At 63.8% G+C, this 25,050-nt stretch carries 20 protein-coding genes; 7 read left to right on the forward strand and 13 right to left on the reverse strand.

All coding sequences use genetic code 11. From position 1 onward, the window contains the following. Nucleotides 1-109: 109 nt before the first annotated feature. The 5 genes from U7114_RS14055 to U7114_RS14075 form a co-directional block, all read right to left on the reverse strand. Complete coding sequence (locus U7114_RS14055) at nucleotides 110-1,417, reverse strand: MFS transporter (protein WP_323057695.1); 1,308 nt, start codon at nucleotides 1,415-1,417, stop codon at nucleotides 110-112. Next, nucleotides 1,410-2,867, reverse strand: a complete 1,458-nt coding sequence (locus U7114_RS14060) for an FGGY-family carbohydrate kinase (RefSeq protein WP_323057696.1) — start codon at nucleotides 2,865-2,867, stop codon at nucleotides 1,410-1,412. The genes U7114_RS14055 and U7114_RS14060 overlap by 8 nt, the downstream gene beginning before the upstream one ends. Nucleotides 2,868-2,894: 27 nt before the next feature. After that, a complete protein-coding gene (locus tag U7114_RS14065) occupies nucleotides 2,895-3,683 on the reverse strand; it encodes an SDR family NAD(P)-dependent oxidoreductase (protein ID WP_323057697.1) in 789 nt (262 codons plus the stop codon). A 99-nt stretch (nucleotides 3,684-3,782) separates the two neighbouring features. Continuing rightward, complete coding sequence (locus U7114_RS14070; protein ID WP_323057698.1) at nucleotides 3,783-5,198, reverse strand: FAD-binding oxidoreductase; 1,416 nt, start codon at nucleotides 5,196-5,198, stop codon at nucleotides 3,783-3,785. A gap of 309 nt (nucleotides 5,199-5,507) precedes the next feature. Further along, complete coding sequence (locus tag U7114_RS14075; RefSeq protein ID WP_197432426.1) at nucleotides 5,508-6,113, reverse strand: glycerol-3-phosphate responsive antiterminator; 606 nt, start codon at nucleotides 6,111-6,113, stop codon at nucleotides 5,508-5,510. 217 nt (nucleotides 6,114-6,330) lie between these two features. On the opposite strand from U7114_RS14075, the gene U7114_RS14080 reads away from it, so the two are divergent. Beyond that, on the forward strand, nucleotides 6,331-7,203 hold the full coding sequence (locus tag U7114_RS14080) for a hydroxymethylpyrimidine/phosphomethylpyrimidine kinase (RefSeq protein WP_323057699.1): 873 nt from the start codon (nucleotides 6,331-6,333) through the stop codon (nucleotides 7,201-7,203). A gap of 151 nt (nucleotides 7,204-7,354) precedes the next feature. On the opposite strand, the gene U7114_RS14085 is transcribed toward U7114_RS14080, so the two are convergent. Together U7114_RS14085 and U7114_RS14090 are read right to left on the reverse strand one after the other, a co-directional pair. Further along, the gene (locus tag U7114_RS14085; protein WP_323057793.1) at nucleotides 7,355-8,629 is read right to left on the reverse strand and encodes a serpin family protein; all 1,275 of its coding nucleotides are present in this window, start codon (nucleotides 8,627-8,629) and stop codon (nucleotides 7,355-7,357) included. A 357-nt stretch (nucleotides 8,630-8,986) separates the two neighbouring features. Beyond that, complete coding sequence (locus U7114_RS14090; protein WP_323057700.1) at nucleotides 8,987-10,381, reverse strand: MFS transporter; 1,395 nt, start codon at nucleotides 10,379-10,381, stop codon at nucleotides 8,987-8,989. Between the two features lie 346 nt (nucleotides 10,382-10,727). On the opposite strand from U7114_RS14090, the gene U7114_RS14095 reads away from it, so the two are divergent. From U7114_RS14095 to U7114_RS14105, 3 genes are read left to right on the forward strand one after another with little or no spacing between them, the layout of a single operon-like run. Next, a complete protein-coding gene (locus U7114_RS14095; protein WP_323057701.1) occupies nucleotides 10,728-11,396 on the forward strand; it encodes a response regulator transcription factor in 669 nt (222 codons plus the stop codon). Beyond that, on the forward strand, nucleotides 11,393-12,844 hold the full coding sequence (locus U7114_RS14100) for a HAMP domain-containing sensor histidine kinase (protein ID WP_323057702.1): 1,452 nt from the start codon (nucleotides 11,393-11,395) through the stop codon (nucleotides 12,842-12,844). Before U7114_RS14095 ends, U7114_RS14100 begins: the two co-directional genes overlap by 4 nt. Beyond that, nucleotides 12,837-13,847 (forward strand): TAXI family TRAP transporter solute-binding subunit, encoded by a 1,011-nt coding sequence (locus tag U7114_RS14105; RefSeq protein ID WP_157239275.1) that lies wholly within the window; start codon nucleotides 12,837-12,839, stop codon nucleotides 13,845-13,847. The genes U7114_RS14100 and U7114_RS14105 overlap by 8 nt, the downstream gene beginning before the upstream one ends. 110 nt (nucleotides 13,848-13,957) lie before the next feature. Here the strand turns inward: U7114_RS14105 and U7114_RS14110 are convergent, their stop codons facing one another. After that, entirely contained in the window at nucleotides 13,958-15,472 is a 1,515-nt protein-coding gene (locus U7114_RS14110; RefSeq protein ID WP_157239277.1) for an XRE family transcriptional regulator, read from the reverse strand. 149 nt (nucleotides 15,473-15,621) lie between these two features. Between U7114_RS14110 and aceA the strand changes: the two genes are divergently transcribed. Both aceA and aceB read left to right on the forward strand, forming a co-directional pair. After that, entirely contained in the window at nucleotides 15,622-16,953 is a 1,332-nt protein-coding gene (aceA, locus tag U7114_RS14115) for an isocitrate lyase (protein WP_323057703.1), read from the forward strand. Nucleotides 16,954-17,045: 92 nt separating this feature from the next. Beyond that, nucleotides 17,046-18,698, forward strand: a complete 1,653-nt coding sequence (gene aceB, locus U7114_RS14120) for a malate synthase A (protein WP_323057704.1) — start codon at nucleotides 17,046-17,048, stop codon at nucleotides 18,696-18,698. Between the two features lie 248 nt (nucleotides 18,699-18,946). On the opposite strand, the gene U7114_RS14125 is transcribed toward aceB, so the two are convergent. Beyond that, the gene (locus tag U7114_RS14125; RefSeq protein WP_323057705.1) at nucleotides 18,947-20,140 is read right to left on the reverse strand and encodes a CynX/NimT family MFS transporter; all 1,194 of its coding nucleotides are present in this window, start codon (nucleotides 20,138-20,140) and stop codon (nucleotides 18,947-18,949) included. A gap of 141 nt (nucleotides 20,141-20,281) precedes the next feature. Between U7114_RS14125 and U7114_RS14130 the strand changes: the two genes are divergently transcribed. Further along, complete coding sequence (locus tag U7114_RS14130; RefSeq protein ID WP_157239283.1) at nucleotides 20,282-21,241, forward strand: D-2-hydroxyacid dehydrogenase family protein; 960 nt, start codon at nucleotides 20,282-20,284, stop codon at nucleotides 21,239-21,241. An 86-nt stretch (nucleotides 21,242-21,327) separates the two neighbouring features. Here U7114_RS14130 and U7114_RS14135 read toward each other — a convergent pair whose 3' ends face one another. Genes U7114_RS14135 through U7114_RS14150 form a run of 4 tightly spaced genes read right to left on the reverse strand, consistent with a single transcriptional unit; the run spans nucleotide 21,328 to nucleotide 25,048 of the window. Next, nucleotides 21,328-22,077 (reverse strand): ThuA domain-containing protein, encoded by a 750-nt coding sequence (locus tag U7114_RS14135; RefSeq protein WP_323057706.1) that lies wholly within the window; start codon nucleotides 22,075-22,077, stop codon nucleotides 21,328-21,330. 1 nt (nucleotide 22,078) lies between these two features. Then, on the reverse strand, nucleotides 22,079-23,173 hold the full coding sequence (locus U7114_RS14140) for a Gfo/Idh/MocA family oxidoreductase (protein WP_323057707.1): 1,095 nt from the start codon (nucleotides 23,171-23,173) through the stop codon (nucleotides 22,079-22,081). A 46-nt stretch (nucleotides 23,174-23,219) separates the two neighbouring features. Further along, complete coding sequence (locus tag U7114_RS14145) at nucleotides 23,220-24,116, reverse strand: carbohydrate ABC transporter permease (protein WP_323057708.1); 897 nt, start codon at nucleotides 24,114-24,116, stop codon at nucleotides 23,220-23,222. Next, on the reverse strand, nucleotides 24,116-25,048 hold the full coding sequence (locus U7114_RS14150; RefSeq protein ID WP_157239289.1) for a carbohydrate ABC transporter permease: 933 nt from the start codon (nucleotides 25,046-25,048) through the stop codon (nucleotides 24,116-24,118). Before U7114_RS14150 ends, U7114_RS14145 begins: the two co-directional genes overlap by 1 nt. Nucleotides 25,049-25,050 lie beyond the last annotated feature (2 nt).

The raw sequence follows: 25,050 nt of genomic DNA on the forward strand, positions 1-25,050 counted from the left end.
AGGAAGCGCTCGGCCGGGATATCCCGGCCGAGCGCTTCCTGACCCGGTGACGGCGGGCTAACCGCAGGTTCCCCAAAACCTTTGGTTTATCGCCACTGGCAGGACCAAGCTAGCTGGCCGCCTGCAGCTCTTCGTCCGCGTTCGAACTCTCAAGGTCGTTGCGCCTCTTCATCAGAACCGCAAAGTAGCCGGCTGCCAGCGCCCCCACCAGACCGATGCCTCCGGTGACGGCAAAGAAGAAGTTGTTGGCGCCTGCCACGTTGTCGCCAAAGGCAGTGTAAATGGCGCTGCTGATCTGCGGAATAACAATGTCTGGAAGATAGCCGACAAATGAGATGATTCCGATCGCGATGCCGGTAGCGGCCACGGGTACGCGGCAATCATCCAGGAGGGACCAATAGATTCCACGAATTACGTACATGAACAGTCCCACCAGTACGACCAGGACGTAGACGGCGCCGACGCCCCAATTGCCGGGGATGAGAGCGAGTCCGATCAACCCCACAGCTGCAACGACCATGGAGATCGAAAGAACACGCGCTTTGCCGAACTTATCGGCAAGGTACCCGCCCCCGAAACCGCCGATGGGACGCATCCACAAAACGATGACAGTCACCACACCCGCGCTGACCGGGGTGACAGCATGATTGACGTCGAGGTAGCCCGAGAAGTAATAGTGGCCCCAAAACAGGGTGTACCCGCAGAACAAGACCACAGTCATGACCCACACTTCACGGATTTTCAAGATTCGTCTTACTGCGGCGATCGTCGACTCAGCGGGCTCGCTGACCAGGTCCGGCGTCTTACGCTCACTTTCCGACAACGCAAAGAAGACGAGTATCGCAACCACAACCAGAACCGCACAGTACATATACACCACGCCTTGGAACCCGGCTTTGGTGTTTTCGATGTTCGATCCGTTACCCACAAAGAATGCGAACACGCCTACCGCAATGCTGGCCAGAATGGCTTCGACTAAACCTCGCCCGCCGTCCAGGGCGCCAAAGTACTTGCCTTCCTCGCTCTTATCCGCCAGCAGGCTGACGGTCTTGAGAATCGCACTCCAGAAGGTGAAGACCGTGGCGAAGCCCCAGATCAGATACACGTATACGAGCATGGACTTATCGGGGATCTGCGCATAGTACAACCCGGTCGCTGCCGTGAGGAGCAGTGAGAATGTGATCAGGTACCTGACAGGGATCTTATCCGCCAGCCATCCACTGGGAATATAACCCACGACAAATATAATGCCGAGCATTGAGTAAAGCCCCGACAGTTCCGAATTGGACAGGCCAAAGACCTCTAGAATGGTCGACTCAAAGTTCTGGCGAAGGTATACGAGTGGATAAATGGATCCAGCGGCGAGAATAAGCAAAGCTAGCTGAATAATCTTCTTTGATTTGCCTAGCTTAGGCATAAGAGGTGTCTCCTTGGTTGTCTAATAGGATGCGGTGGGTCTTTTCCAGGATGGCGTCTGTTTGGGCCGTGATCTCCGCCGAGACGGAGCGAAGTTGTTGATACAGCGCGACATTGGCGGGATTGGGTTCGAACCGATCCCTGCGCCGAACCATGTGCGAAGAAGCCTCATCAAAAGAGGGGTAGACACGGCAAGCCACCGCGACGCAGATCGCAGCGCCTAGGCCAGCCCCATCACGGACCACGTTTCTTTCAACCGGAATATTGAAAACGTCCGCGAAGATCTGCATGCAGAGATCGCTTTTTGAACCGCCGCCCGAAAGAACCAGTGTTTCGATGCTGGCTTCCCGTTCGGACAGCATCGCATCCATGTTCGTTTTCATTGTGAAGGCTATTGCTTCAAGGACGGCGCGGTACATATGCGCGTATCCATGACGTTCATCGAATCCGATGAACATCCCTTTCTTGTATGGCTTGTTGGGAGGTGCCAGCCAATCGAGGACACAGAGCAGGCCCTCACTGCCCGCGGGAACGGTTGATGCCAAGTCATTGAGGTATTCCTCGCTGCTCACGCCGGCCTTTCCGGCGGCGTGGGTTATTTCGGCCCCAAGCAGGTTTCGCAACCACGACACCGTCCACATTCCACGACGAATACCGGCACTTTCGTAGATATAGCGGTGTGGCTGGGACGCAAAATTCGAGAAGTAGCTCTTAGGTTCGGCCACAAAATCGTGTCCCAGGATCATGCCTGCAATGTAGGTCCCCAAGGACACCAGACCTGTCCCCTCGTCGCGGAGTCCGGAACCGAGAGCCTCGGCAGCTTTGTCGTTGGCTGTATGGACAACAGGGATACCCTGAGGGATTCCGGTGTCGGCGGCAAAACCGGCGTTGACGTACCCGCCAATTTCGCCAGGCATCTGCAGCCGATACAGCATGTTGTGCGGCACCTTGAACGAGTCGAATCGTCCCTGATCGCTGAACCAGTTCCAGGTTTGACCGTCCATTGGCCACGGGCCGATGTAGTTGGCCGCGGTGTCAGTGAACTCCCCTGTCAGCCGGGCCATGAGGTAGCCGGAGGCCGTGGTGACGTAAGCGACATCGTCGTTGCTGTGCTCATATGCCTCGGACAGTCGACGGTCCATCCAGCTTTGCACTGGTTCGGCAAGGGTGCCGTCGCTGCGAACCAGGGCGCGGCAGCACCGAATGGTGCATAAGCCGACGCCGATAATGTCGGCAGGGTTTCCGGTGAACGCCTTCATTACGCGGCTGGCTGCTGCGACGATCGAATCGTAAAGGTCATCGTTGGGATGTTCGGCGATGCCAGGCCCCGGCGTTGACATCGGTTCCAGGGACTGGCTTGCCTCACACACGATCCGTCCATGTGTATCAAAGATGACTACCTTCGAACTTTGCGATCCCCCGTCGAGTCCGATGATGTACTTGGTGGTCATGGTTCGTGTCCTAATCTGCTGAAGGTGTTAGCGCACCAGGTAGCCGCCGTCGACGCTCAGGATGTGACCATTGACGTAGTCAGATGCTCGGCTGGCAAGAAATACGGTCGCTCCCATGAGGTCTTGCGTCTGCCCCCAGCGGTTGGCGGGGATATGGTCCAGGACTCGCTGGTTGGTCTCCGGGTTTGCCCTGGTTGCCGTGGTCAGTTCGGTGGCGTAGTAGCCGGGCGCTATTCCATTGACCTGGATACCGAATTGCGCGAGTTCATCGCAGTAGGCTTTCGTGAAACCCGCGATGCCGTGCTTCGTTGCTGCGTAGGCTGGCGACCACTGGCCGCCAAGGAAAGTGAATACGGAGCAAATGTTGATGATCTTGCCGCTGCGCTGCGGGACCATGTGTTTGGCGCACTCATGTGACATCTCGAAGGCGGCGGTGAGGTTCAACGCCACCATTGGATCCCACTGTTCACGGGTGTATTCGAGGACGTCAGGCTCGTTGATGCTGCGGCCCGCGCAGTTGACCAGAATGTCGACGCTGCCGAATTCCGCTATACAGGCGTCAACCACTTTTTTGGGGTTTCCGGCAACTGTGATATCCGACATGACGTACGCATATTTAGCTCCGGCAGCCTCCACCATGGCTCCCGTTGCGCCGTCGTCAGGCATGATGCTTGCCGCCAGAACATTCGCTCCAGCTTTCGCCAGCGCAAGGCTGAACGCCTGACCGAGCCCTGTGTTTCCTCCGGTGACAATGGCATTCATGCCTTTGAGTGAAAAGAAATCCATCTGGAAATCTGTGATGCTTGCTTCGGACACGTGCACTCCTTTGTGTGTCTTGAACCAGGCCCGGCTCGGCAAGGGTGTGGGCAGGACTGCACCCACCCTTGCCGCGCTGGCCGAGACTGTGCCTATACGTCAGAGCGGAAAAATGGTTCCGCGGTTCATGATGCCGTTCGGATCGAAGGCAGATTTAAGGGTCTCCAGCATGTAGAGCGACGACCCATATTCCTCGGCGAGGAAGTGCGTCCGATGCTTACCGACGCCGTGGTGGTGGCACATGGAACCACCATGTTTGAGCGTTTCCTCAACAATGATGTTTTGGATGGGGTCGTGGTAGGTGGTGCGTTCCTCAGTGGGATCCACGTCGATCTTGTAGTAGTAGACAAAGTACATGTTGGTGCCATTGAGGTAGCTGTGGCTCGAGTGGCCGCCCAGCAGGCTGAAATCTGCGGACACCTCTTTACGAATCCTGGCAATGGCGCTCTCGTAAATATCGTTAATGACGCTCCAGTTGCCGGAGACTTCTGTCGTGAAACCGTTGTTCAAGGTCTCGCGTATTTCGATTCTTTCCTCTTCGATCTTGGAAACGTCCCAATTCAGATTATTGAACCAATCTTCAATGAGAGAATCCTCGACACGTTCTGCTGAATCGAATGAGGAAACAATCTCTTCAATTGCAGCCCCAGTCGCATCCGCGATGCGCTTTGGCCCCTCGGCCATAAAGATCAATACGCAGCGGCCGTCGGAGAAATGCTTGAAGTGGTAGAGGCCGTCTTCTTTGTCATATAGCCGCGCGACCGAGGGGCGATACCCCTGGGTCACAACTTCCCGAAGGATTTCGAACCCGGTCTTCATATCGTTCAAGAGGTAGCCGTAGAACCTGTTGTTCTCGGGGTAGTAGCGGAAGATCTTGACGCTTACTTCAGTGATGAAGTTGAGTGCGCCTTCATTTCCGATGACCAGGTGTCGGATGTCCGGTCCGGCCGCGCGGCGCGGAACGTTTTTGATGCGGCAGATTTCGCCGTTGGGGAATACGGTCTCTACTCCGATCAACAAGTCCTCGATGCCGCCGTAGAGAGTCGAGAACTGGCCGATGGAACGGGTGGCAACGAGTCCGCCGAACTGGGCGAGAGGCTTCGACTGCGGCGAATGTCCCGTGGTATAGCCGATTGCTCGGAGCTCATTTTCGAGGTCCTCCAGGCAGACACCGCACTGGACAGTCGCAATCATGTTGTCGGTATCAATGTTGATGATCTCGTTCATGGTCGACCCATCGAGCACGATGGAGTTTTCGACCACTGTTTCGAGACCGCCTTCTGTTGCCGACCCTCCGGTCTTTGGCACGACGTTCACGCCATATTCGTTGGCGAATTTCAGAACTGCGGAAACTTCCTCAGGGGTGCTGGGTCGTACCACCGCTGCCGGCAAAGGCAGCGAGTATATTCCGAACACGTTCTCGACTTTGTAGTACCTGTCCACACTGTTTTCTTTCAGTGTCTGCTCGTCGGTTATCACTCGCGCACGGCCAAGGATGTCGATGTAGGCATTCACGATTTCTTCGCGCGTTAGGGTTGTCAATTTAGCTGATTCCATTCGTTCTAGCGGTATCGGTTTGCTTTGGCTCTTGCACTGCCTGCCCTGCAGGCGGAAGGCACAAAAAAAGAGAACAGCAATCCCCTGATATTTGGGGTCGCTGTTCTCTAGTGTTTAGCAACTGTCATTGGCTTGCGCCGTGACCGTTATTTAGTTTTTGGTTGTGAGAGAGCGTAGCACAGGGACGCGGACCTGGCCAGAGGGAGGCTGGTGGGCCTGGACACCCCTGACGTGAGGAGTCCTGACTTGAACCAGAATACCGGCAGCCTACATCAGCCATACATCGCGGTTGGACGACGCAACTGCTGTGGCGCCAGCACCCAGGGCACCAATGACGTCTTCCTTGTCGCACACCAGTCCCCCCGCGATAAGGGGGAGATCAGTGTCCTCACGGATCCAGGAGATGACCCGGGGCATGCACCCTGGCAGGATCTCGATGGCGTCCGCTCCGGACAGGCTGACCTGCTTCGGCAGATTGTTGTAGCTGAAGGAATCGATGAGGAAGAGACGATGGATTGCCAGGAGTCCCGCGGTCTTTGCAGCCCGGACTATGACGGCCTTTGAGCTTAGGACTCCGTCCGCCCGCGTGTTCGCCTTGAGGAAATCAACGACAACCGGCTTGCTGGAAAAACCGTCAAGCAGATCAACATCGACGAATACAGTCTTTCCTGCAGCTTTCAGGGTCTCCACGATTCGGCGAATGCTCATAACAGACCCAAAGAGCACAAAAACTACTGGGCAGTGAACGCCCAGGACCGCTCGTAGCCCGTCCTCATCCTTGATGCTTGGGATCACGGGGTGATCTGTCAGCACTGCGGTAATCCGTGCTGAAGCTCCAGTCGCACGGCCGCGCTTCGTCGTTGATTCTGCCACTGCTTTTCTCCTGTGCTAAAAGAACCCATCCATGACGAGCCCCCCTACCGAATGGTACGCCTTTGGACAGGCCTGGCAATGCTCGCCTCTGGCCCGCCCCCTCGGGGTATGGACGGGCTGTTCCCTGGCCGCGGGGCAGCTACGTTTGCAGTACGGCCTGTCGTCGCTGTACAGCGGCACAAAGCGGGCGGCCGACGGCGGATGGCAGGATGGTGCCATGACTTCCGTTTCCGTTGCCGCACCCCGGCCCGTCACAGCTCCCGCAGTCGTCCTGACCATCGCAGGCTCCGAAGCAACCGGCGGCGCCGGCGCCCAGGCGGACCTGAAAACCTTCCAGGAACTCGGCGTCTTTGGCATCGCCAACCTCACGTGCATCGTTTCGTTCAACCCGAACGACAGCTGGAACCACCGGTTCGTACCGGTGGACCAGCAGGTGATCGCGGACCAACTGGAGGCGACGACGGCCGCGTACGGTCCGTCGTCGTCCGCTCCTTCGGAGCCCGGACGTCCGGTGCTGGACACGGTGAAGATCGGCATGCTGGGCAGTCCCGCCACCATCGCCACAGTCGCTGATGCCCTGGCCGCCGGCCGGTTCGAAAACGTGGTCCTGGACCCGGTGCTGATCTGCAAGGGCCAGGAGCCCGGGCACGCCCTGGACACGGACCAGGCGCTGAAGGCGCAGATCCTTCCGCTGGCCACCTTTGTCACGCCGAACCACTTCGAGGCCGAGTCGCTGTCCGGCCTGGATATCACGGACGTAGAGTCCCTCAAGGCCGCCGCCATCCGCATCTATGAGCTCAGCGGCGCCGCCGTGCTCGCCAAGGGCGGGGTGCGGCTGGAAGGCCCGGACGCCGTCGACGTCTTCTATGACGGCGAGACCCTTGAGGTCCTCAGCGCGCCCAAGGTGGGTGAGGTGGCGGTTTCCGGTGCCGGCTGCTCGCTGGCCGCGGCTGTGACGGCGGAACTCGCCAAGGGCGCCACGCCGCTGGAGGCTGCCCGGACGGCCAAGGAATTCGTCACGGCGGGCATCCGCAACCGCGTGGCGTCAGGCGCCCCGTTCGATGCCCTGTGGCAGGGCGGAGCCCGCTAACTGCCACCCCGCCCCGGACCCTCTCTCACTTAATGCGCGTTTTTCCGCAACCCTCTTGCACCTAGTGCGAGAGGGTTCAGGATTTTCCCGCATTAGCTGATAGAGCGTCTGAGGTCGGGGACGGTGGAGAGGGCAGGCCCGGGGCGCGCGCTCACCTGGGATCGGCCACGGTTCCCATAAACAGCGGCAGCCCGGTTTCAACGTGGACGATCTGGTAGTGGAACGGCCGGTCGAACTCGATGGTCCGCTCAGGCTGCGGCGGGGCGCTGGTGGCCATTCCGTTGATCTGGGTTACCGCGGCGGCAATGGTGCCCTTTTCGGCCACGGTGATGTTGGCAGCCTGGGCGGCCTGGGTGATCATCATCTGCGGCTGGATGTTGTTGAAGTCCTCCGTGGTGCCGAGCATGTTCTCCAGTCCCAGCGCCCCGAAGACCTTGCGGAGGTCAAAACTGGACCTGTGGTCCCAGCGGGGCAGCTGGATCTGCAACGACGCGGGCTGGGCCACGTCAAACATGGCCGCGATTTCCGTCAGTTTCTCCGCGCCGAAGGCCGCGGGGGCGGGAGTGTCACGGGAAGCGGCTGTGCCGTCGGGAGCGGCCGTCTCCGCGGGCAGGACCAGCCGCATGACGAAACCGTCGGCGTAGGGAAGGTCCACACCCTGCCAGCCGGCACCTTCCGCATATTTCATCGTGAGTTCGTTGTGCATGGCAGGCACCGCGATTTCCTCGCCCGCGGCTGTCGTGAACGGCAGGTCGGAGGTGGCGTTCGGATCGAACGGTGCGCTCCAGGCGGCGGCGAAGTACAGCGAGTTGAGCAGGCTGAAGGTATTGTCGGGGTCGTATTCCGCCGGGGCCTCCTTGATCCGGCCGCCGGTGTTCCTGCTCACCCACGCATCTATGGCGGGCTTCGTTGCTTCTTCGTCGCTGAAATCCACGGGATACACCCCCGATCCATAGTGCCGGGCCAGTGTGTCCAGGAAGGACCGCCCGGTAGGCACGTCCTTGTCGACGAAAAGCCCGTTGGCGGAGTGCATGACCGGTTTCCGCGGCGGGTTGTCCTCATCCACTGCGCCGGGGTCGCCGTCGAACTTTTCCAGCGAGCGGAGGACCGAGTTCATGGCCTCGTCGCGCTTCTCAAGGGGGAATTGCAGGACGCTGTCCATCTCGGCCGCGGTCCCGCCGGTGGCACCCGCCCGCAGCATGGCGAGGGCAATCAGCAGGCTCCCGGGCGAGGACACGACGTTCCCGTTGGCGCCGTCGCCGCCGTCGGCCAGCAGCGCCTCGCCGAGGACGAACGCGGAAGCCCGGAAGGAGCGCAGCTCAGCGGCGTAGTCCGCGCGGTCCACCGAAACCCGCTCGACGCCGTCGGCCGTGAGGAGTTCCGGGACCGGCGGCCGGGCCGGCGCCGCACACCCCGCCAGTCCCATCAAGGCACCCAGCGCGATTATCCGCTGAAAACGAAACACCTCTGTTGCCTCCCCTGGCATGCCAAAGGCGGGAATCCGCCTCCTCCCAGTGAAACAGCGACGGCGGCGCGTGACGATGCCGGCAGGGTCACGCTTTGCATTCGTTTTGGTCTCGCCCGGCTCGCGGGACGCCGCGCCGGACCCTCTCTCACTTAACGGTGGAAAACCCGGGACCCTCTCTCACTTTCCTGAAGAAAGTGAGAGAGGGTCGAAGGAAAATCCACATCAAGTGATAGAGCGTCGTGGCGTGGCGGGCGGACGACGGCGGGCGGGCACCCGCCGTCGTCATCAGTCCTGCCGCGGGTGCGCCTCCGGGAGCTAGACGCCCAGCAGGTCCTTGTCCTTGTCGCCGTCCTTGCGCTCCTGCACCCACGCGTGGCCCTGTTCCTGGTCCAGGTGGGTTGCCTTCTTGTTCTTCAGCGCAAAGATGTACACCAGCAGCGAGAGGGCAATGGCCACAGTGACGTAGGTGAAGAACAGGTCAACCCGCTCGGCCTTCTGGAAGGCTGCGCCGATGAGTGGAACGGTCCCGCCGAACAGCGAGTTGGCGATCGCGTAACCCAGGCCGACGCCAAGGGCACGGATCGAGGCCGGGAACAGCTCGGCTTTCACCAGTGCGTTGATGGAGGTGTAGCCGCCCACGATCACCAGGCCACCCATCATCAGCAGGAAGGCGGTAAAGGGATCCTTGGTGTTGGACAGGGTGGAGAGCAGCGGCCAGGTGAACAGGACGCCGGTGATGCCGAACCACAGGAGCAGCGGCTTGCGGCCCACCTTGTCCGAAATCATGCCGTACACGGGCTGCAGGAGCATGAAGATGAACAGCGCCCAGAAGTTGATCACCGAGGTGTCGGTCTTGGCGATGCCGGAGGTATCGTTCATGAACTTCAGGATGAAGTTGGTGTAGGTGTAGAAGGCCACGGTGCCGCCGAGCGTGACACCGATGCAGATCAGCAGCGGCTTCCAATACTGCGTGAACAGCAGCTTCATGGTGCCGGGCTGGGCAACTCCCGCTTCGGCCGGGGTCCTTGCAGCCTGCACCTGCTCCTCCGAAACGGTCTCTTCCATAGAGCGCCGGAGCCAGAGGACCACGAGCGCCGCGACGCCGCCCAGCGCGAACGGGATCCGCCAGCCCCACTCCGTGAGGTCATCCTTGGGCATGGCATTTTGCAGGATCACCAGGACCAGCAGGGCCAGCATCTGGCCGCCGATCAGGGTGACGTACTGGAAGCTGGAGAAGAAGCCGCGCCGCCTGGACGTGGCAGCCTCGGACATGTAGGTGGCACTGGTGCCGTACTCGCCGCCCACGGAGAAGCCCTGGACCAGGCGGATCAGGATCAGCAGGATCAATGCCCAGACGCCCACCTGCTCGGTGGTGGGCAGAACGGCGATGGCGAATGACCCCGCGGACATCAGGGTCACGCTGAGGGTCAGCGCTGCCTTGCGGCCGTTGCGGTCGGCGTACCGGCCGAAGAACCAGGCGCCGATGGGCCGCATGAGGAACGACGTCGAGAAGACGGCCATCGCTTCCAGGCCCGCCTGGAGGTCGTCCTTCGAGTTGAAGAAGTGGGACTGGAAGTAGGCGGCGAAGACCGTGTAGACGTACAGGTCATACCACTCCACCAAGTTGCCGGCAGAGCCCTTGAGGATGTTGCTGACCGCCCGTCGGGTCTCGGCCGACTCACTCACTGCCGCGGTTTGCTGGGTGCTCATCGCTGAACCTTCCTTGGCTGCGCGGCCCCGGCTATGCGCCCTGGCCCGACTTTCGTGCTGTCCATGGCAGCATTGCTCATGGTTCCTCCTCGACGTTGAACGTCCCCTGGAAGCCCGGGGACCCCACCAAAGCTATTGGTGAGCCAGCGCACAGCCCAAGCGAAAACCGAATTCCTAACACTTCCTTAGGTTTTCCCCGCGGGCGGCGGGTCCAAGGCCGCGGTGCCGGGCAGTGCGACCGCCCCGGGGCCGGGCGGAAAACAAGCGAACGGGGTAACCTCCAAAGGCGGGCAGGGGAAATCGCGCCCCTGAAAACGGAAGCCGCCCAACGGAACAGGAACTGGCAATGGATGTGCTGATCGTCGAGGACGACGACGCCATGGCATCCGCCCTCGGGGCGGCCGTGGTTTCCGCCGGGCATGCGTCGGCCAGGGTTTCCCGGGGCGCCGACGCACTCCTGGAGCACCGGCGCTTCGGCGTGATCCTGCTGGACCTGGGACTTCCCGACATGGACGGCCTCGAGGTGCTCCGGAAGCTTCGGCAGGTCACGGACGTTCCCATCCTGATCCTCACTGCGCGCGACGACGAACGGAGCGTGGTCCTTGGCCTCCGTTCCGGGGCTGATGACTACCTCGTCAAGCCCGTAAAGCTCGTGGAGCTCCTGGCCCGGATCGAAGCCGTCACCCGGCGGGCGGGCCGCGCTCCCGGCAACACGCAGCGGCGGATCGTGCTGGGGGAACTCGAGGTGGACCTCGAACGCCGCCTGGTAGTCCTCGGCGCACAGGTACTCCCCCTGACCGCCACGGAATTCGACCTGCTGGCCCTACTGGCCAGCCATGCAGGGTCAGTAGTGACCCGCGAACAGATCCTGGACGCACTGTGGGGCGATGCGTTCCTGGCCTCCTCGCGGTCACTTGACGTGCACCTGACCGGGCTGAGGTCCAAACTGCAGCTGCCGGGGTTCATCATCAACGTCCGCGGGGTCGGCTATAGGGTCGAGGCGGACCCTGCGTGAAGCTCCGTGTCCTCGGGATCCTGAGCATCCTTTCCGTCCTCCTGGTGCTCATCGCGTCCAATGCCCTCCTGGCCTCCGCCAGCCGGGAACTCACGCAGGAACTCCAGATCAACCGGGCCACTGCCCTAAACAGGCTGGCGCAGGTTGCGTTCGACGCCGGCACTGAGGGAGGTGATTCCACCCAGTTGCAGGCCGAAATGGACAGGTACTCGGAGCTCTACGCCGAAGGAGTCCTGGTCCGGCTCCAGCAGGGCACCCTGCGCTCCGGCGGCCTGAGCGAGGACCGGGCAGACGTGCGGAATGCCTTGGCCAGGGCCAGCCTGAACCTCAGTGACACCACACTGGCGCCGCTTCAGCCGTTCGGCACGGGCTCCGAGGTGATTTCCCGCTCGTTTGGAAGCGCCAGCCAGGTACTCGGAGCAGCGGTCCTGGAAGTCAACCAGGACGCTGCCCGGCAGAAACTCCGCGAACGCTGGCTCGGCGTCGGACTGGCCGCGGCGGCACTCATGGCGATGCTCCTCATCGGCGCGTCCCGGGTGACCCGCTGGGTGCTGCGCCCTGTCCACCGGCTCAATGCCGCCGTCGCCGAACTGGAAACCACCGGCCGCAGCAGCCGGCTGCCGGAGGAAGGGCCGCCCGAGCTGAGGGCCCTGAGCCGTTCCTTCACTGCGATGGCACAAAGCGTCAGTGACAGCATCGAAGCGCAGCGCCAGCTCATTGCGGACACCTCCCATGAACTGCGCAACCCTGTTGGTGCGCTCCGGCTGCGCGTCGACTTGCTCCAGCTGGAATTGAAGACCGCCCGGGAAAAGGCAGCTGCATCCGCCGTCGAGACTGAGCTCGAGAGGGTCGAGGAGATCCTTGACGGCGTCCTCAAACTCGCCGCCGCCGAACACCGGGCCTTCGAGGATTCCGCCGGCCCACCCGGCGGCGCGCCTTCGCGGCGAGATCGGGGGCCCATTGATCCAGTCCCTGTCCTGCAGGAAGAGGCCGAACGTGCAGGACCTGCCGCGCGACGTGCCGGCGCCTCCATCCATTTCGACAGAACGTCCGGGCAGCCTGCGCTGATTGCCTGCGATGCGGGGGACCTTGCGCAGATGGCCGGGGAACTGCTGAACAACGCGGTCAAATATGCCGGCCGCGCCCGGATATCGGTTGCCGTCCGTAACCTCGGCGCCACCGTGGTGATCGAAGTGTCCGACGACGGGCCCGGGCTCTCGTCCGAGGAAAGGGCATCTGCCACCCAGCGGTTTTGGCGTTCACCGAAGCACCGGGACGTGCGCGGAAACGGCCTGGGCATGACCATCGTCGAAAAGCTGGCCGCGGCCAATGGTGGACGCCTGCTGCTCCGCGAGGCGCACCCGCACGGCCTGGCGGCGTTCCTGGAGTTTCCCCGGGTCCCCAAAAGCGGTCCGGACGCCACGGGGCAGGTGGCTCCGCATGCCTGACTTTCGCTTCAGACCGCCGTCGAGACGCGAAGTCCTCAGGGCCGGTGCTGCCGCAGGGCTCGCGGGACTGCTGCCACCGGCGCTGGCGGCCTGCACCCCGGCGGACAGCCCCGACGCCGTTACCGTTGCGGGCGGCGAACCGGGCGGCTTCTACCTGGAGTTCGCCACCCTGCTTGCCGCGTCCCTGCAGCGCCATGGGGTGGCCCGGCAGGCCACGGCCCTGACCACGGGGGGCAGCCTGGACAACCTCGGACAGCTCATTGCCGGGAAAGCCACGTTCGCCGTCGCCCTCGCTGATGCCGCCGCGCAGAGGGAAGCAGGGAAGAACACGTCCGACGCCGGCATTACGGCTCTCGGGCGGGTGTACGAAAACTACGTCCATTGCGTGGTCCGGAAGGCCAGCGGGATCCGGGGCATCGGGGAGCTGGCCGGCAGGACGGTGGCTGTGGGCGAGCCGGGTTCGGGGACGTCCCTCACCACTCCCCGCCTCCTTGAGGCCGCGGGGCTTGGTTCCGTCGCTGCCGGCGGGGCCGGAGCTGCAGGGCAAGCCGTCACCGTCCTGAACCTGGGCCTCAATGACGGCCTCGCGGCACTGCGTGCGGGGTCAGTGGACGCCCTGTTCTGGTCCGGGGGCGTTCCCACGGCCGCCATCTCTGCTGCCCATGACGACGTGGGTCTCAACTTCCTCGATCTTTCCCTGTTGTTGCCGGCGCTGCGGTCCAGGTACGGCGTCTTTTATGACCGGGTCCTGATCCCGGCGGGCGCCTACGGGGGTGTCCCTGCCGTCTGGACAGTGGGGGTGACCAACCTGCTGCTGTGCCGGAGCGACCTGGACGCCCGCACCGTGAAAAGAACCGTGGAACTGCTGGTGGGCCATGCGGAGGAGCTCATCCCCCGCTCGAGCCTGGGAGTTCAGTTCCTGAGCCCGGATTCCCTGATCAACACGGCCGGCATTCCGTTGCACCCGTCAGCGGCGGACGCTTACCGCGAGCTGCACGGGTGACCCGATCCTCTCTCACTTAATGCTGGAAAACCCGGGACGCTCGCTCACTTTCCTGAAGAGAGTGATAGAGCGTCCGAGGGAAATCCACATCAAGTGAGAGAGCGTCCGGGTCACGTTCCCGAGTGCGCCTGAAGGAAGCTGTACACCTCGGTTTCGTCGACGCCGGGGAAGGCGCCGGGCGGCATGGCCGCCAGCAGGTGCGAATGGGCCCGGGCGGAGGGCCAGGCGTTGCCGGCCCACTGCGAGGCGAGCTCGGCCGGCGGCCGTTTGCAGCAGTTCGGGTCGGGGCAGGTGGACTTGGCCCGCGCGGTGGTTTCCCGTCCGCGGAACCATTTGACGTGCTGGTACGGCACGCCGATGCTGAGCGAAAACTCGCCGCTGGCTGAACGTTCGGTGCGGGCGGTGCACCAGTACGTCCCGGATGGCGTGTCGGTGTACTGGCTGTAGGCGCTGAACTTGTCCGGAACGTCGAACACTGCGCGGGAAGTCCAGGCCTTGCACGACGGCTGGCCCTCGATGGCGCCGGTGTGGTCCTGCGGGAACGCCACGCCGTCGTTCTCGTATGCCTTGTAGATGATTCCGCTCTGGTGCGTTTTCTGGAAATGGGTGGTGATGCCCAGATGCTGCGTGGCAAGGTTCGTGAACCGGTGGGCTGCCGTTTCATAGGACACGGCAAAAGCGTCCCTGATGTCCTCGACGGCGATTTCCTTGGCGGCCTTCGCCTTCTGCAGGAATTCCAGGGTTGCCTTTTCCGGCAGCAGGAGCGCTGCGGCAAAATAGTTCGTTGCCACGCGCTGGGCCAGGAAGTCGCCGTAGTTCTTCGGGGTTTCGTGTCCCAGCACGTAGTGGCCCAGGGCCTGCAGCAGGACCGACCGGGGGTCGTGGTCCTGGCGCTGGTTCTGGGTCAGGTAAATTCTGCGGTTCTTCAAATCGGTCACGGAACGGGTGGAATGCGGCAGGTCACCCACGTGGTGCAGGGTGAATCCGAGGTTCTCGGCGATGTCCGCGATGACGTGCTGGCTGAGCGGACCGGTGGTGTAGCCAACGCCTTTGAGGACCTTCTGCGCCTCGGCCTCGTACTCCGGAAAATAGTTGCCGCGCTCGCGCATCATTGCCCGCAGTTCACCGTTCGCCCGGCGCGCTTCCTCGGGGGTGGCCACCTGCTCGTTCATCTTGCGCTCCAGCTCATGCAGCAGCCCCACCTGGGCCTCCAGCACGTCCATCGGAAGCCGCGAGCTGATGCGGATTTTGGGCAAGTCCAGCGTCTCGTAGAGCGGACTGCGCTGGTAGCGTTCGAGCTCGATCTCCAAGGCGGCCCGGCGGCTGGGAGGCTCGGCACCGAGCAGCTGGTCGATGCTGACGTTGAGGGCGGACGCCAAGTGCTGCAGGAGCCCGAGCTTCGGTTCCCGCTTGCCGTTCTCGATCAGGCTCAACTGGCTGGGCGCAGTACCGACGGCGGCGCTGAGGTTATCGAGAGTCAGTCCAGCCTGCTTGCGCAGGTGGCGCACGCGGCGGCCAAGGCTGATGACGTCCAGTCCGGCAGACGCGGCGGACGGGGTGGGCGGCGCGGCTTCGCGGTTCCAGCTTCCAGGTGACATTTCTAAAGAATACGTGAAGAAGTGCATTTCTTTCCATCATTTATCTCTAGTAAGCCTCTTGGAAGTGCGGAAAAGTAAGTGTCACGGAAAGAAACACCGCACCGGAAAAGCCGGTGGGAACCTCAACGGCGAGGTTCCCACCTACCCCATCCGGAGCTCAATCAAGGAGATCAACGATGACTGCAGCATTTGAGCCCACCCAGCAGACGCCCGAACAGCAGGCCGCCGCCCTGGAGCTCGAGTGGGCCGCCAACCCCCGCTGGGAAGGTGTGACCCGGGACTACTCAGCTTCCGACGTCGTCCGTCTCCGCGGCCGCGTCTCCGAGGAGCACACGCTGGCCCGCCGCGGTTCGGAGAAGCTGTGGAAGCAGCTCACCGAGGAGCACAAGACCGGCGGATACACCAACGCCCTGGGCGCGTTGACCGGCAACCAGGCCGTGCAGCAGGTCAAGGCCGGGTTGCGGGCCATCTACCTTTCCGGCTGGCAGGTCGCAGCGGACGCGAACAACTCCGGCCACACCTACCCGGACCCGCCGCGTTACCCGGCCCCCTCGGTTCCGACGGTGGTGCGCCGGATCAACAACGCCCTGCTCCGGGCCGACCAGATCGAGTTCTCCGAGGGCATCCGGACGGTCGAGGACTGGCTGGTCCCGATCGTTGCGGACGCTGAGGCCGGTTTCGGCGGCCCGCTGAACGCCTACGAGCTGATGAAGTCCATGATCCAGGCCGGCGCCGCGGGTGTTCACTGGGAGGACCAGCTCGCCTCGGAAAAGAAGTGCGGCCACCTCGGCGGCAAGGTCCTGATCCCGACCCAGCAGCACGTCCGGACCCTGAACGCGGCCCGCCTCGCCGCGGACGTCGCCGGCACCCCGTCGGTGGTCATCGCCCGCACTGACGCCGAGGCAGCCACCCTGATCACCTCCGACGTCGACGAACGCGACCAGGAATTCATCCTCCGCGAGGGCGGACAGCCGGTCCGCACCCCGGAAGGCTTCTACAAGGTCCGCAACGGCATCGAACCCTGCATCGCCCGCGCCAAGGCCTACGCCCCGTACTCGGACCTGATCTGGATGGAAACCGGCACCCCGGACCTGGAACTGGCCCGCAAGTTCGCCGAAGCCGTCAAGGCCGAGTTCCCCGACCAGATGCTCTCCTACAACTGCTCGCCGTCGTTCAACTGGCGCAAGCACCTGGACGACGCCACGATCGCGAAGTTCCAGCGTGAACTCGGCGCCATGGGCTTCACGTTCCAGTTCATCACCCTGGCCGGCTTCCACGCCCTGAACTACTCGATGTTCGACCTCGCCCACGGCTACGCCCGGACCGGCATGAGCGCCTACGTCGAGCTCCAGGAGAAGGAATTCGCCTCCGAATCCCGCGGCTACACCGCAACCAAGCACCAGCGCGAAGTCGGCACCGGCTACTTCGACGACATCGCCACCGCGCTCAACCCGAACGCATCCACCCTCGCCCTGGTCGGATCGACCGAAGAGGGACAGTTCCACTAAATCTTTCCCAAGTAAGTAGCAGTAGGTGTCGTTTTGAAGGCTCAAAACGACACCTACTGCTACCCAGATGGGCCTTGCACCAGGAGACTGAAATGAACAGCTTCACCGACTCTTTTACGATCAATGGCATTACGTTGACCGCCCAGCCGATTTGCCGGCAGAACGAGGTGCTCACCCCGGACGCTTTGGAGTTTGTGGCCAGGCTGCACCGGGCGACGGCGGCCCGGCGGCAGGAACTGCTGCAGGCACGCCGGACCCGGCGGGCGGAGATCGCCGCCGGGCAGGACCCTAGGTTCCTCCGCGAAACCGAGCACATCCGCAACGACCCGTCCTGGCGCGTCGCTCCCCCCGCCCCCGGCCTGGAGGACCGCCGCGTGGAAATCACCGGTCCGGTGGACCAGAAGATGACCATCAACGCCCTGAACTCCGGCGCCAAAGTCTGGCTCGCTGACATGGAAGACTCCTCCACCCCCACCTGGCGCAACGTCATCAAGGGCCAGCTGAACCTCACCGACGCCCTGGAACGCCGCATCGACTTCACCTCCCCCGAAGGCAAGGAATACAAACTCCGCCCCGCCGGCGACCTGCCCACCATCGTGGTCCGCCCCCGCGGCTGGCACCTGCCCGAAAAGCACATGCTCATCGACGGCGAACCCGTCGCCGGCGGCATCGTGGACTTCGGCCTGTTCTTCTTCCACAACGCCCGCCGCCTCCTCGCCCAGGGCAAAGGCCCGTACTTCTACCTGCCCAAGATCGAGAACCACCTCGAAGCCCGGCTCTGGAACGACATCTTCATCCTCGCCCAGGACCTCCTCGGCATCCCCCAGGGCACCATCCGCGCCACCGTGCTCATCGAAACCATCACCGCAGCGTTCGAAATGGAGGAAATCCTCTACGAACTCCGCGACCACGCCGCCGGACTCAACGCCGGCCGCTGGGACTACATCTTCTCCCTCATCAAAAACTTCCGCACCCGCGGCCCCCGCTTCGTCCTCCCGGACCGGGCCCAGGTCACCATGACGCAGCCCTTCATGCGCGCCTACACCGAACAGCTCGTCCGCGCCTGCCACAAACGCGGCGCCATGGCCATCGGCGGCATGGCCGCAGCCGTCCCCAACCGCAAAGACCCCGAAGCGAACACCAACGCCCTCGAAAAAGTCCGCGCGGACAAAACCCGCGAAGCCAACGACGGCTTCGACGGCTCCTGGGTGGCCCACCCGGACCTGGTGCCCGTCTGCCGCGAGGTGTTCGACGGCATCCTGGGCAGCAAGCCCAACCAGCTGGACCGCACCCGCGAGGACGTCACCCCCGACGACGCCGCCCTCATCAACGTCGCCGCGACCACCGGCACCATCACCGAACAAGGCATCCGGAACAACATCGAAGTAGGCATCCGCTACATCGAATCCTGGCTCCGCGGCAACGGCGCAGTAGCCATCCACAACCTCATGGAAGACGCCGCCACCGCCGAAATCTCCCGCTCCCAGCTCTGGCAATGGATCTACGCCCGCGCCATCACCGACCACGGCGAAATCATCACCCACCACTGGATCGAGGAACTCCTCGACGAGGAATTCGCACGGCTCGAACGCTTCGACGGCGACCGCTTCGAAGACGCCCGCGACATCTTCGAAGAAGTCACCCTGGCCCAGGACTTCCCGTCCTTCCTCACCCTCCCCGCCTACGCCCGCTACCTCACCGAAGCCCGCGAAAAGGCCACCGCCGAAGAACTCGCGGCAGCGTAGGTTCGAACAAGACTTCCGTCCGCCGGGCCGGCACGCCCTCCGCAACAGGCACCTCCGAAAGCCGGAGGGCCGGCCCGGCGACGGAGCACCTCCCTTACGTTTCCCGATCGCTCTCTCACTTGATGCGGGAAACCCCGGATCGCTCTCTCACTTTTCTTAGGAAAGTGAGAGAGCGATTCACTATTTCCCGCGTTAAGTGAGAGAGCGTCGGAAGGCACGGAGAGCTTACGACGACGGCGCCGCCCGCCTCAGCGGTTCTTCGGCACCTTCCGCACGGAAAGGGTGGTGGTCAGGAAGAACGTCAGCACCGACGCCAGGATCAACAGCATGGGCACGGTCCAGGAACCGGTCAGCCCGTGCAGGTACCCCAGCAGCGGAGGAGCGGCCGCACCGATTGCATAACCGGCGCCTTGGACGACGGCGGACATCTTCCCTGCCGACGCCTGGTCCCGCGCGATCTTGATGATGGCGATGAAGATCAACGTGATGCCGCCACCCTGGGCTACGCCGCCCAGGGAGCACCAAAGCCACCACCATTCGGGGGCCAGCAGCAGGCCCAAGGGGACCGTCAGCCACATCAGGCCAAGGGCCACGGCCACCGTAGTCGTACGGGCAAACCGCGCCGCCAGGGGAACACCCAGGCTGCCGGCGATCGCGAGGATCTGGAACAGCGAGGATCCGGCACCGGCCGCGGCAGGGGCCATTCCCAGCTCGTCGGCCAGGATCTTCGGCAGCCAGGCGGTTACCCCGTAATAGGAGAAGGCCTGTCCAGCGAACCCGGCCGTCAGGCCGGCCGTGGTCCACCGCGCACCGTCGACCGGCGGCAACCGCGTGCCCTTGCCGTCGTCGGGGGCAATGAAGAAGGCGCGGCGCACGCCCACGGCGAGGGTCCAGAAAACTACCGCCACCACCGCCAGGACGGCAACCGATCCCAGCGCGAACCGCCAGCCGGCCAGGCTGGCCAGCGGTGCCGTGGCCACCGAGGTCAGGAACGAGCCGATGTTCAACGCCGCGGTGTAGATGCCCATCGCGGTCCCCTGCCGGCCCCGCCCGAAATCGCGGCGGATGATCAGCGGCACCGCGATGTTGCCCACCGTGATGGCCAGGCCAATCAGCACCGTCCCGGCCACAACCAGCACGGGCCCTCCCGCCGAACGCACCAGGACGCCGGCCAGCACGCCGAGGATGGTCAGCGTCACCGCGAACTCGGCACCGAATTTCCTCGCGGCCAGGGAGGCCAGCGGAGCGGCAAGGGAGAAGCACAGCACCGGGATGCTGGTCAGGAGCCCCAACACGACCGGCGAGAAGTTGAGTTCCGCCTGCATCAGGTCCACTACGGGGGCGACCGCCACAAAAGGGCCCCGCAGGTTCAGGGCCAGCAGGCCTATGCAGGCCAGCAGGATCCAGCTGTTGGGAATGCGGGCGAGGATCCGGCCGTTCACGGGGCCAGGAACCGGTTTGGGGGTGGTTTCATCACTCCCATTGCTATCACGCCGGAAGTGGCAGGGGTTCCAGGAAAGGCCAGGACCCGCTGCCTTACGATGAACATCACGCCAAGGTTACCCGGGACGAAGGACAACGCCATGAAGCACCGCCTCGCCATCCTCGACGACTACCAGGGCGTGGCCCATGGTTTTGCCGACTGGGCTGCCCTGGAAGCCGAGGGCGTCGCCACCATGACCTTCCGTGAACCCTTCGCCTCGCCGGAGGCCCTGGTGTCCGCGCTGGCGGATGTGACCATGGTGGTGGCCATGCGCGAGCGGACCGCCTTTCCGCGGGAGGTGCTGGAAAAACTTCCAACTCTCCAGCTCCTGGTGACCACCGGCATGGCGAATGCCGCCGTGGATGTGGCCGCCGCTGCCGAGCAGGGCATCACCGTTTGCGGCACACCGGGCTCGCCCGCCGCCGCCCCCGAACTGACGTGGGCCCTGCTGCTGGCCCTCGCCAGGAACCTGCCGGCCGAAGAGAACTCCCTGCGTGCAGGCTCCTGGCAGACCACCGTTGGCTTCGAGCTGGCCGGTAAGACCCTGGGCGTGGTGGGCCTTGGCAAGATTGGCCGACGGATCGCGGCGTACGGGCAGGCCTTTGGAATGGAGGTCCTGGCCTGGAGCCAGAACCTGACGGCCGCGGCAGCGGAGGAGGCCGGCGCCCGCCTGGTGTCCAAGGAGGAACTCTTCCGGCTCTCGGACGTTGCCACGCTCCACCTGCGGCTCTCCGAACGCTCGGAAAACATTGTGGCCGAGCCCGAACTCCGGCTGCTGGGACCTGAGGGCATCCTGGTGAATACCGCCCGGGGGCCCCTGGTCAACCAGGACGCCCTGCTGAAGGCCCTCGCCGAGGGCTGGATCCGCGGGGCGGCGCTGGATGTGTTCGACCAGGAACCGCTGCAGGCGGGGCACCCTCTGCTGGCGGCGCCCAACACCGTGTTGTCTCCGCACCTCGGCTACGTCACTCGGGAAAGCTACCGGCAGTTCTACGGCGGGGCTTTCGAGGACGTCACGGCCTGGCTGGCGGGCGCGCCTGTCCGCACGCTCACGCCTTAGCCCCCGCGCCCCGGGGACGGAAACGACGACGGCGGCCCGGCCATCTAAAGGCAACCGGTCCGCCGTCGGACTTCTTTGGCAGTGCCTCAGGCGTCCCCGAGGTACCAGCCTCGCCGGGCGTTGGCCACCCCGGGTTGCTCGCGGAAGACGTCCGGCTGGGCGGCCCAGCGGACGCCGTTGGCCAGCACCTGCCGGATTTCAGCCTGGTGGTAAACCGGGTAGTCCTGGTCGCCGGGGCTGAAATAGAAAATCCGGCCCTTGCCGCGGGTGAAGGTCACGCCGGAGCGGAACACCTCGCCGCCTTCAAAGGAGCTGATGAAGATGAGGTCGTCCGGGTCCGGAATGTCAAAGAGTTCGCCGTACATCTCCTGTTTGGGAATGATCAGCGGATTGGGAACGCCCTGCGCGATGGGGTGGGACGGTTTGACCGTCCACACTGTCTCGCGTTCACCGTCGTTGCGCCACTTGAGCGAGCAGGTGGTGCCCAGGAGTCGGGTGAAGATCTTGGCGAAGTGGCCGGAGTGGAGGACCAACAGGCCCATTCCGCCCAGGACGTGGCGCTGCACCCGATCCACGACGTCGTCACTGACCTCGGCGTGGGCTTTGTGTCCCCACCACAGGAGGACGTCCGTTCCCGCCAGCGCCTCCTCGCTGAGTCCGTGCTCGGGGTCCGCAAGGGTTGCGGTGGCCACCCGCGAATCCGGCAGGTGTCCGCGCAGGCCCGCGGCAATGGCGCCGTGGATCCCGTCCGGGTACATCTCCGCCATGGAGGCTGGCGTATTCTGCGCCTCGTGGACGCCCTCGTTCCAGACCAGGATGTTGAGTTTGTCCGTCATGTCAGAGCGCAACTTCCCGGTGTTCGAGTGCGGACCGGTAGCAGGCGTCCAGGACCAGGGCCCGGCTGAGGGCCACCGAGCCGTCATGCGCGCCCCACGCCTCCGGGCCGCCGCGGACGGCGTTGACGAAGTCCTCGACGACGGCGTCGTGGGCGCGGCCGGGCTCAGCCACCACCTCGTAGTCGGCGTTTTCGCCGTCCTTCTCCTTGAAGATCCTCAGGTCCGCAACCGGTGCCATCGAAGCGCCTACAGCGCGCAGTTCGGCGCCGCCGTCGGTCCCGTACACGGTGAAGTCCAGGAGGTCCTTCTCTTCGCGGTAGGCCGCCCAGCCCGCCTCGAGGATGAGCGTGCCGCCGCCTTCGAGCCGGATGAACGCGGTGGCGAAATCCTCCACCTCGAATTTGTGGCTGGACTTCATCGCCGAGTAGCGGGCGTTGCCGCCCAGCCCGCGCGGGCCCAGTTCGGAGTGGGTGGCGGCGGAAACGGACAGGACCTTGGGTTCCCCCAGCAGGTGCAGGGAGTAGTCCAGTACGTGCACGCCGATGTCGGCCAGCGGACCGCCGCCGGCCAGCTCCGGATTGGTGAACCAGCTGCCCAGCATGGGGATGCCGGAGCGCCGGAGCCACGAGGCCTTCGCGTAGTATGGCCGGCCGAGCTCACCGTCGTCGATGATGCCCTTCAGCTTCTGGATGTCGCCGCGGCGGCGGTGGTTGAAGGCGACGTCCAGCACGCGGCCGGCATTGCGTGCGGCGTCCACCATCGCCTGGCCTTCGACGCCGTTGCGAGCCAGCGGCTTTTCGCTCAGGACGTGCAGCCCCTTTTCCAAAGCCGCGATGGCGATGGGTGCGTGCAGGAAGGTGGGCACGGCCACGCTGACGGCGTCCAGCCCCTCCATGTCGATCAGGTCCTCCCAGCGGGCGAACGTGTGCGGGATGCCGTACTCGTCCTTCAGGTTGGCCAGGAGGTCCGCCTCCATGGCAGCGACCGCTACGAGTTCCACGCCATCCATGCCCTTGTAGGCCTTGATGTGCTGCTGGCCGGCCCATCCGATGCCAACCACCCCCACCTTCAGGGTTTCCGGCTGCTGATTGCTCACAGGTAGATCCTTCTCTTTTTCGTGCGATGGAAATGGGGTTGGGAAGTCAGCCCTTGACGGCCCCGGCGGTCATGCCCGAGACAATCCTCTTCTGGCAGACCAGGACCAGGATGACAAGGGGCAGTGTGATCAGGACGGACGCGGCGCTGATGGTGCCCATGGGCTGGTCGAACTCGCTGGCACCGTTGAAGAAGGCAATGGCCACCGGGACCGGGCGCGCGTCCGGCGACGTCGTCAGCGTGACGGCCAGGAGGAACTCGTTCCAGACGGAGATGAACACCAGGATGGCCGTGGTGGCCAGGCCCGGCACCGCAAGCGGCAGGATCACCTTTCGGAAAGCCTGGAAAGGGGAAGCTCCGTCCATGTACGCGGATTCCTCCAGCTCCCGCGGGATTTCCCGGAAGAAGGACGTCAGGGTGTAAATGGCCAGCGGCAGAGCGAAGGTCATCTTGGGGATGATGAGGCCGACGAGGGTGTCGTAGAGCCCGATCTCCCGCCAGATCGCGAACATGGGCGCCGCTATGGCGATCGCCGGAAAAGTGGTCACGGACAGGATCAGCGTCAGGATCAGCGCCTTCCGGCGCATCTTGAGCCGGGCCAGGGCGTAAGCGGCAAAGGATGCGAACACCAGCGCCAGCGTGGTGGTGACGACGGCGATAATCACCGAGTTCCGCAGCGCCAGCAGGAATTCGGCGTTCTGGAGGACCGTCAGGTAGTTATCCAGCGAGGGTTCGGCGGGGAACAGCTCCCCCTTGCCCAGGCTGGCGCCTTTCTTCAGGGACGTATTGACCAGCCAGTAGAACGGAACCAGTGAGAAGGCCATGACGGCCAGGACGAAGAGCCACGTCAGCGGGTGAAGTTTGGCTTCCCCCCGCAAACGTCGGCGAGGTGCCCTGGACCGGGCCGACGTATCGGCGGGACGGTCGGCAAGCAGGGTACCCATCAGTTCTCCTTGGCGACGGCGCGGATGTTGCTGCCTGCGAAGCGGATATAGACCATGGAGACCACCATGACCGTCAGGAACGTCAGGATGGACAGCGCTGAGCCCTCACCCACCAGTCGGTTTTCCCGCAGCTCCTTGTAGGCAAGCATCGACATTGATTCGGTACCGTTGGCGCCGCGGGTCAGGACGAACGGCAGGTCGAAGACGCGCAGGGAATCCATAGTGCGGAAGATCGCCGCCAGGACAATCGCGGGCTTCAGCAGGGGCAGGGTGACATCCCGGAAGGTCTGCCATTTGCTGGCGCCGTCCAGTTCAGCCGCCTCGTAGGTCTCATCCGGAATGACCTGCAGGCCGGCCAGGATGATGAGCGCCGCGAAGGGAGTGGTCTTCCAGACGTCAGCCAGGACAACCACGGCCATGGCGTAGCCAGGTTCACCCAGCCAGACGATGTCGCCGGCGGGCAGGCCCAGGGCGGAAAGAACCGTGGTCACCAGCCCCAGGTTTGGTTCGAACATGGTCTCCCAGGTGATGGCGCTGACCACTGTGACGATCGCGTACGGCAGCAGCACGATGGTGCGGAGCAGCGCACGGCCCCGGAAGGCAAGGTTCAGCAGCAGGGCCATGGCCGTTCCCAGCACCAGTTCCAGCGACACCGAGAGCCCGGCGAAGAGGAAGGTCTGGCCGAAGGCCGCCCACCATTCCTTGCTCGCCAATGCCGCGATGTAGTTATCGAGGCCGACGAAGCGGGACAGGCCGGCCTGGCGGACGCTGTACTGGTTCAGCGAGAGCCACAGTGCGTAGCCGATGGGCACAGCGGCCACCAGGGCCATCAGGATGAGGGACGGTGCCGTCATCCTGATGGCCAGGCGGCGTTCTGCCCGGTCGTGACCGCTCACGCGGCCACGACCGGAAGTCAGGACAGGGGGTGCCATGG

It is taken from the genome of Pseudarthrobacter sp. C1 (assembly GCF_034720455.1).
GTDB lineage: Bacteria > Actinomycetota > Actinomycetes > Actinomycetales > Micrococcaceae > Arthrobacter.

Excerpts from the sequence above, each read along its gene's own strand:
- U7114_RS14150 (WP_157239289.1), bottom strand. The coding sequence starts at position 25,048 with ATGGCACCCCCTGTCCTGACTTCCGGTCGTGGCCGCGTGAGCGGTCAC.
- aceB (WP_323057704.1), top strand. The coding sequence starts at position 17,046 with ATGAACAGCTTCACCGACTCTTTTACGATCAATGGCATTACGTTGACC.
- U7114_RS14135 (WP_323057706.1), bottom strand. The coding sequence starts at position 22,077 with ATGACGGACAAACTCAACATCCTGGTCTGGAACGAGGGCGTCCACGAG.
- U7114_RS14085 (WP_323057793.1), bottom strand. The coding sequence starts at position 8,629 with ATGGGACTGGCGGGGTGTGCGGCGCCGGCCCGGCCGCCGGTCCCGGAA.
- U7114_RS14105 (WP_157239275.1), top strand. The coding sequence starts at position 12,837 with ATGCCTGACTTTCGCTTCAGACCGCCGTCGAGACGCGAAGTCCTCAGG.
- U7114_RS14130 (WP_157239283.1), top strand. The coding sequence starts at position 20,282 with ATGAAGCACCGCCTCGCCATCCTCGACGACTACCAGGGCGTGGCCCAT.
- U7114_RS14090 (WP_323057700.1), bottom strand. The coding sequence starts at position 10,381 with ATGAGCACCCAGCAAACCGCGGCAGTGAGTGAGTCGGCCGAGACCCGA.
- U7114_RS14110 (WP_157239277.1), bottom strand. The coding sequence starts at position 15,472 with ATGCACTTCTTCACGTATTCTTTAGAAATGTCACCTGGAAGCTGGAAC.
- U7114_RS14080 (WP_323057699.1), top strand. The coding sequence starts at position 6,331 with ATGACTTCCGTTTCCGTTGCCGCACCCCGGCCCGTCACAGCTCCCGCA.
- U7114_RS14095 (WP_323057701.1), top strand. The coding sequence starts at position 10,728 with ATGGATGTGCTGATCGTCGAGGACGACGACGCCATGGCATCCGCCCTC.
- aceA (WP_323057703.1), top strand. The coding sequence starts at position 15,622 with ATGACTGCAGCATTTGAGCCCACCCAGCAGACGCCCGAACAGCAGGCC.
- U7114_RS14055 (WP_323057695.1), bottom strand. The coding sequence starts at position 1,417 with ATGCCTAAGCTAGGCAAATCAAAGAAGATTATTCAGCTAGCTTTGCTT.
- U7114_RS14060 (WP_323057696.1), bottom strand. The coding sequence starts at position 2,867 with ATGACCACCAAGTACATCATCGGACTCGACGGGGGATCGCAAAGTTCG.
- U7114_RS14145 (WP_323057708.1), bottom strand. The coding sequence starts at position 24,116 with ATGGGTACCCTGCTTGCCGACCGTCCCGCCGATACGTCGGCCCGGTCC.